At 45.7% G+C, this 6,775-nt stretch carries 6 protein-coding genes; all 6 read left to right on the top strand.

Annotated features, from left to right (window positions below; genetic code table 11):
* Positions 1-7 precede the first annotated feature (7 nt).
* The 6 genes from CVT49_13630 to CVT49_13655 all read left to right on the top strand — a co-directional run bounded on the left by CVT49_13630 (position 8) and on the right by CVT49_13655 (position 6,154).
* Complete coding sequence (locus CVT49_13630; GenBank protein ID PKK82472.1) at positions 8-406, top strand: nucleoside-diphosphate kinase; 399 nt, start codon at positions 8-10, stop codon at positions 404-406.
* Complete coding sequence (locus CVT49_13635) at positions 330-1,631, top strand: hypothetical protein (GenBank protein PKK82473.1); 1,302 nt, start codon at positions 330-332, stop codon at positions 1,629-1,631. The genes CVT49_13630 and CVT49_13635 overlap by 77 nt, the downstream gene beginning before the upstream one ends.
* Before the next feature lie 36 nt (positions 1,632-1,667).
* Positions 1,668-2,594, top strand: coding sequence for a malate dehydrogenase (gene mdh, locus CVT49_13640; protein ID PKK82474.1), 927 nt, complete (start codon positions 1,668-1,670; stop codon positions 2,592-2,594).
* A gap of 39 nt (positions 2,595-2,633) precedes the next feature.
* Positions 2,634-3,857, top strand: a complete 1,224-nt coding sequence (locus CVT49_13645; protein ID PKK82481.1) for an isocitrate dehydrogenase (NADP(+)) — start codon at positions 2,634-2,636, stop codon at positions 3,855-3,857.
* Between the two features lie 158 nt (positions 3,858-4,015).
* The gene (locus tag CVT49_13650) at positions 4,016-5,563 is read left to right on the top strand and encodes a hypothetical protein (GenBank protein PKK82475.1); all 1,548 of its coding nucleotides are present in this window, start codon (positions 4,016-4,018) and stop codon (positions 5,561-5,563) included.
* A gap of 90 nt (positions 5,564-5,653) precedes the next feature.
* Positions 5,654-6,154, top strand: a complete 501-nt coding sequence (locus CVT49_13655; protein ID PKK82476.1) for a hypothetical protein — start codon at positions 5,654-5,656, stop codon at positions 6,152-6,154.
* The last annotated feature ends 621 nt before the right edge of the window (positions 6,155-6,775 follow it).

Consider the following 6,775-nt stretch of genomic DNA (forward strand, 5'->3'; position numbering starts at 1 on the left):
TGGTTTATTGGAACGGACATTATTGATTATCAAGCCTGATGCCGTTGAGAGAAACCTGGTTGGTCATATAATCGGGCGTCTGGAAAAGGCCGGATTTAAGATTCTCGCCATGCGGATGGAGCATCTCTCCGTCGACAAAGCGCGCGAATTTTACGCCGTGCACAAAGAACGCCCCTTTTATAATGATCTGGTCAAATATATGACTTCGGGGCCGGTGGTCCCGATGCTTCTCGAGAAGGGAAATGCCATTGCCGATCTGCGGACTATGATAGGCGCCACCGATCCGGCCAAGGCCGCCTGCGGGACGCTGCGGCAGGAAATTGCCATCGATGTCCAGTGCAATTCGGTTCATGCCTCCGATGCGCCCGAAACGGCGGCGGTGGAGACGGCGTTTTTCTTTGGATAGACGGATGGTAATTACGATTAATTACGGCGATAAAAAACTGAACCTGAATCTGCCGGATCATGTACATCTTGACGAATTCCGGCATGATCCGGCCGGGGATACTGTGGATATTGATGCCTTTATGCAGGCTCTGTCATCCGTCAGGCCCGTGCCGTTCGATATTAAAGAGGCTGATCTTTATGTCGTTAATGACGCCTATCGACAGACACCTTCGGCAAAAGTACTGACCTGGCTCGACAGAGCCGGCCGGTTGAACAGGAAGGCGCGTTTCCTGATCGCCACCGGTTCTCATCAGGCGCCGAGTCCGGCGCAGCTCGAGAAGATTTTCGGATCGATAATGGCTGAAATCGAGAATAATATCATCGTGCATGACGCCGAAGATTATGATTCGATGGTCGAAGCCGGCCGGGATAGCGACGGTCATCCGGTCTATCTGAATCGAGTTCTGCTCGAAGCGGAGAGGGTGGTGGTGATCGGGTCGGTGGAGCCGCATTATTTCGCCGGATTCACCGGCGGAAGAAAATCGATTTTCCCCGGCCTGTGCGATCTGGAGACGATCGTACGTAACCATAATCGGGCGGTCAGTTTCGAGGCCATGCCCATGAAGCTGAACGGCAATCCGATCGAGGAAGATCTTCGGAAATTGATGAAGCTGTTTTCCTGCGAGAAGATCCTTTCGATACAGATGGTTCTGGCATCGGAAACGGAAATACAGGCGGTCTTTGTCGGCGGTTTGCAGGATACTTTCGAGCGTGCCTGCATTGCGGCGCGGCAATTATACGGCAAGAACGTATCAGGAAAGTATGACCTGCTGCTGGCTGAAGCGCTGCCGCCGTTGGATGCCAACCTGTATCAGCTTCAGAAATCTCTGGAAAATAGTCAGTCTGCGGTTGTGGATGATGGTGCGGTTGTCCTGTTTTCTCCGTGTCATGAAGGTATCGGTTCGAAAGATTTCTATCGCCTGGCGGACAACTGGGTTCCATCGGAAGACGCCATGCCGGAAGGAAGAGCTTCGTTCGGGGTACACAAGTTGTCTCGGGTATTCAGGATCGGCCGGAGGATAAACGTCTATTTGTATTCGGATCTTCCCGGTGGTGTGGCGGATAAGGTCTATTTCAAATCGATATCCGACCCGCAGGGTCTGATAGATAAACTGGTTGAAAAAAATAAAATATTAAGAGCTGCCCTGGTGCGTGATTCCGGGCAGACAGTATTGGCAAATTAACGGACTGTTGTGTAATTATAAACTCGAGGAGGAGTAATGAACAAGAAAATAGCAGTCATCGGAGCCGGAAACGTCGGCGCCAGTTGTGCGCAGTATCTGGCCGAGGCCAATCTTGGCGACGTCGTCATGATCGACATTATCGAGGGTTTGCCGCAGGGTAAAGCGCTCGATCTGACCCAGGCCGGACCGGTCAGGGGTTACAACTGTATGGTCACCGGCAGCAACGACTACAAGGATATCAAGGGCGCCGACCTGGTCATCATGACCGCCGGTCTGGCCCGTAAGCCGGGTATGTCGCGCGAGGACCTTCTGAACATGAACGCCAATATTGTCGGAACGGCGGCCAAGAATATCAAGAAGTATGCCTCCAAAGCCTTCGTTATCGTGGTCTCGAATCCGCTCGATATCATGACCTATCATATGATGAAGGTAACCGGATTCCCGACCAACCGTGTCTGCGGGCAGGCCGGTATTCTGGATTCGACCCGTTTCCGCGCCTTCATAGCGATGGAACTGGGCGTGGCAATGGCGGAAGTGCAGGCGATGGTGCTCGGCGGCCACGGCGACACGATGGTTCCGCTTCCGCGCTACACCACCGTCGGCGGCATTCCGATCGGCGAGCTTATCGAAGCCAAGCGGATCGGTGAAATCGCCGAAAGAACCCGCATGGGCGGCGGCGAAATCGTCAAATTGCTCAAAACCGGTTCGGCTTATTATGCCCCGGCGGCGGCTTCGGTCGATATGGCCAGGGCCATTCTCTGCGACGAGAAGCGGGTCTTCCCGTGTTCGGCGCATCTCACCGGGCAATACGGTATCAATGACATTTATATCGGTGTTCCGATCGTGCTCGGAGGCAACGGTGTCGAGAAAATCATCGAACTGAAACTCACTAAGAAGGAACTGGCCGAATTGCAGAATTCCGCCGGAACCTACAAGGGTGTTCTCAAAGAAATAGGATATTAATGGAGGAAAGACGTGCCACCAAAATTTAAACATATCCAGATTCCCAAGGATGGCAAGCGGATTGAAGTCAAGAACAAGAAGCTGGTTATTCCCGACAAGCCGATTATTCCGGTTATCGAGGGCGATGGTATCGGCCGCGACATTATGAAGGCCACCCGCCGGGTGGTCGATGCCGCTGTCGAAAAGGCCTATAAAGGCAAGAAGAAAATCGTCTGGATGGATATCTATGCCGGTGAAAACGCCTTTGCGAAATACAAAGAGTGGCTCCCGCAGGAAACTTTCGACGCCATCAAGTATTACTACGTGGCGCTCAAGGGTCCTCTGACCACGCCGATCGGCGGCGGGTTCCGTTCGCTCAATGTGACCCTGCGCCAGGTGTTGAACCTGTATGCCTGTGTCCGCCCGGTGCGCTATTTCGAGGGTGTCCCGTCGCCGGTGACAAATCCGGAAAAGATGAATATCATCATTTACCGTGAGAACACCGAAGACGTTTACGCCGGTATCGAATGGAAAAAGGGAACGGCCGATGTTAAAAAGGTGATCAACTTCCTCAACAAGCAGATGAAAACGAACATCCGCGCCGATTCGGGTATCGGCATCAAGCCGATGTCGGTGACCGGTTCCAAGCAGTTGATCCGCAAGGCCATTCAGCATGCCATCGCCCGCAAGCTTACTTCGGTGACGCTGGTCCACAAGGGCAACATCATGAAGTACACCGAAGGCGCTTTCCGCGACTGGGGCTATGAGCTGGCCAAAAAGGAATTCGGAAAAGTAACCATTACCGAAGATGAACTGTGGAGCAAGTACAACGGCAAACAGCCGAAGGGCAAGATCGTCATCAAGGATCGTATTGCCGATTCGATGTTCCAGCAGATTCTGACCCGGACCGATGAGTACAGCGTGGTTGCGACTCCGAACCTCAACGGCGATTATCTGTCCGATGCTTCGGCGGCCCAGGTGGGCGGCCTTGGCATGGCGCCCGGCGCCAATATCGGCGATTATATCGGTCTTTTCGAGGCGACTCACGGCACCGCGCCGAAGTATGCCGACAAGGACATGGTCAATCCCGGCTCGCTGATTCTCTCGGCTGTGATGATGCTGGAGTATCTCGGTTGGAACAAGGCCGCCGATATGATCACCAAGTCGATCGAGACGACCATCAAGAAAAAGACGGTCACTTATGATCTGGAACGGTTGATGAAGGGTGCGAAGAAGGTATCGACCTCCGAATACGGCACCGAGATCATCAAGAACATGAAGTAAGTGATTCTTATTATTGTTTGCAAGGCCGGGCATCACGCCCGGCCTTTTTTTATTATGGTGAAATCGGAATGCTCAACGGGAGAGCAGTCTATCATCAATTATCTAGATAATATAATGCTTGTGTTAAATAAGTGAGTAGAATTATATTATATAGGTTTGTGTCGCAAAAATATTGGATAAATAATTATTTAAAGACCTTATTTGTTACCATTGTGCATAATCGTCTTGAAATACTTGCCGAGGAAGAATATTTGCGCATTGCAAATGAAATATCCAATTATGATCTTGTTCAATCCCTAGTATTTATTAAAAATTTCATACAGCAGCGAAGAAAAATCGATCACATTTTTATTAATATTAATGGCAAGGTCACAGGCTATCATATATTTCCATTCATAATTGATCTTGTTTTAAGGCATTCAACGTTGTTGCCTGGGAGAAATACATTCGATCTTTATGTCTTGGAATGGCTTGTTGAAAAGCATTTAAACTATCCTGAAATGGTTCATCTTATTAAAAATAGGGAAGATATCAATAAATATGTCCCTGAGACTCTAATAAGATATGCTTTTGAGCAGATTCCTTATCAAGAGACAAATACATCATTGATCCCAAGGAGTTATCTTATATTTAAACAAATTCCGGAAGCCAATTCCGGCAAACATAAGAATTTCTTGAACGCTAGGGATTTGGTGCTGAATAGGCTATTCCGTGTTGATTTGGACGATATATTTTATTGTTCTTTTACATTGGCTGCGATTGCAGAGAAGAGTGATTTTTTGGGCGCTGGATTAACTACTGAAATAGATAGATTTAAAAAATATGTGGAAACCGACGCTATAAAAATTATTAGAGGCCTGTTGACAATAAATAAAGATGAGTATATTTCGCAAGGAAATTCGAAAAATTCTTATATTTATAAAAAGTACGAATATTTTCAAATACTAAAGACCCCAATCGTGAAAATAAATAATTGCGATATAGTGCCAAATGTCTTCATAATTCCAGACAGAGTAACCAAATTGCTCAATGAATATTTCATTCAATATTTCTATGATAATCAACGGATATCAGATTACACAAATCATTACGGGGATGTATTTAAGGAATATGTCGGATATTTATTGGATAATTGTTTTATTAATTGCCTTCATATTGATTTGGATGCAGTCGATTGGATGACTGGAAAAAAGGCGGATTACTTGATGCTAAATGGTGATAAGGCCACCATATTTGAGTGTAAGGCATTGAAATACCCGGCGGAATTGAAAAGGACTGGTTCGCTTGAAATATTGGAATCTTTTTTAGTAGAGAAAATAGCATACGCGGTGGATCAATGTACTGAAACCGAAAAGCAAATTTATGCTAACAGAAATATTATCCCGGAGGTCAGTCAAATAAAATATATTTATAAATATGTGGTTATTGAAGATAGCTTTGAATATATAAATGATATAATTGATTTTATACCTGATTCTGGTATTGCTCAAAGAATTATGGCGACTAATACACAGATTATGTCTATATTAGAGCTTGAGACTCTAGTGGCTTCTAATTTCGCCAGTAAATATGAGGTATTATCTGAAAAATCAAATGCTGCGTGTAGACATCTTTCATTTGATAAGTATTTGAAGGGAAAAAAAGGATTTGAATATACACGCAGATCAGTGCTGGATGAATTGTTAAAGAGATTTACCATTATATAATACAATAAACAGTAATAAATATCTACTTTGAAATGATATTAATATAAATCCATGAATCATAAATAACTATATAATATATGGAGGTCGCAAATGGACTCAACGAATGTAGTGATAGAGCCAATAGTCACTGGGCATGCAATATTCGCTGCTTTTCTTGGTATAGTAGCAGCGGCATTTGTTGGCATTATATCATCATATTTGACATATCGATTTACTAGAAAAATCAGACTTGAGGCAGAATGGAGAATTGATAAGTTAAAACACTATCAGGATATATTGGCAGCATTATCAAAAATGGTCAATTGGCGATCGGAGGAGGATTTTGATGAATCCATGAAAGATTATGCACATGCGTCAAACACGATATCTCTTGTTGCCCCGCAGTCATTAATTTGTGCTCTGAACGAATTGACCGAAGCGCTTAAATCAATGAATACTGATAAGTCGTCAAATGCGGATAGAAAGGCCAAAGAGTCGATAAGACGTCTGGTGCTTGCGGTCAGAAAAGACCTTAATATATATCCAAATGACGATGAATCGACATTCAAATATGAGCTTCTTTCTGGACATTCTACGGGTACGAAGCGCTAGAATCCAAGTTGTTGACCAGCGTGGCCCGGAGCTTCGCTCCGGGTTTCTTAAACCATGATCCTTACAAAATCACCATCACTTTGATGGTAAATGGGTCGCCGGGGGGTATTATAGAGGAGTGTTCTTTTATTATGGCTATGAGTGCGTCAAAAATACGAATCGTCACCACGGTGGCCGCGCCAAATTTATTTGGGGCTGTACCTTTAAAAAGACATCCCCAAACAAGTTTGGGAATGCCACCCAAGCGCCCACAATTCCACCATATTAAGGACAGACGATTATTTTGCCGGGGAATAAGTTCTGAAAATATTTAAAAACGCAAAAACAAAGCCAATTTCGTGTAATTATATGGAGCCTTTCTTATTACAGGAAAATATTGATGAGAAAACCAAGGCACGGAACATCAATTTGTTAGCGATTTGGTCATACTGATGCTTGTGATCAGTCGGTCGGGAAAAGATCGACCGCGGCAAGTCGGAGGACTTGCCGATCACAGTGACTCGCTGGCCGCATAAATTATAAGAATGGATTCCCTAAATTCACAAACGAAGTGCAACACCTGTATAAGGTGTTGTTATGGGACAAATCTACAAACAACTTACGGTTGAAGAACGGTGCGAA

Source organism: candidate division Zixibacteria bacterium HGW-Zixibacteria-1 (assembly GCA_002838945.1).
Classification (GTDB): Bacteria; Zixibacteria; MSB-5A5; order GN15; family PGXB01; genus PGXB01.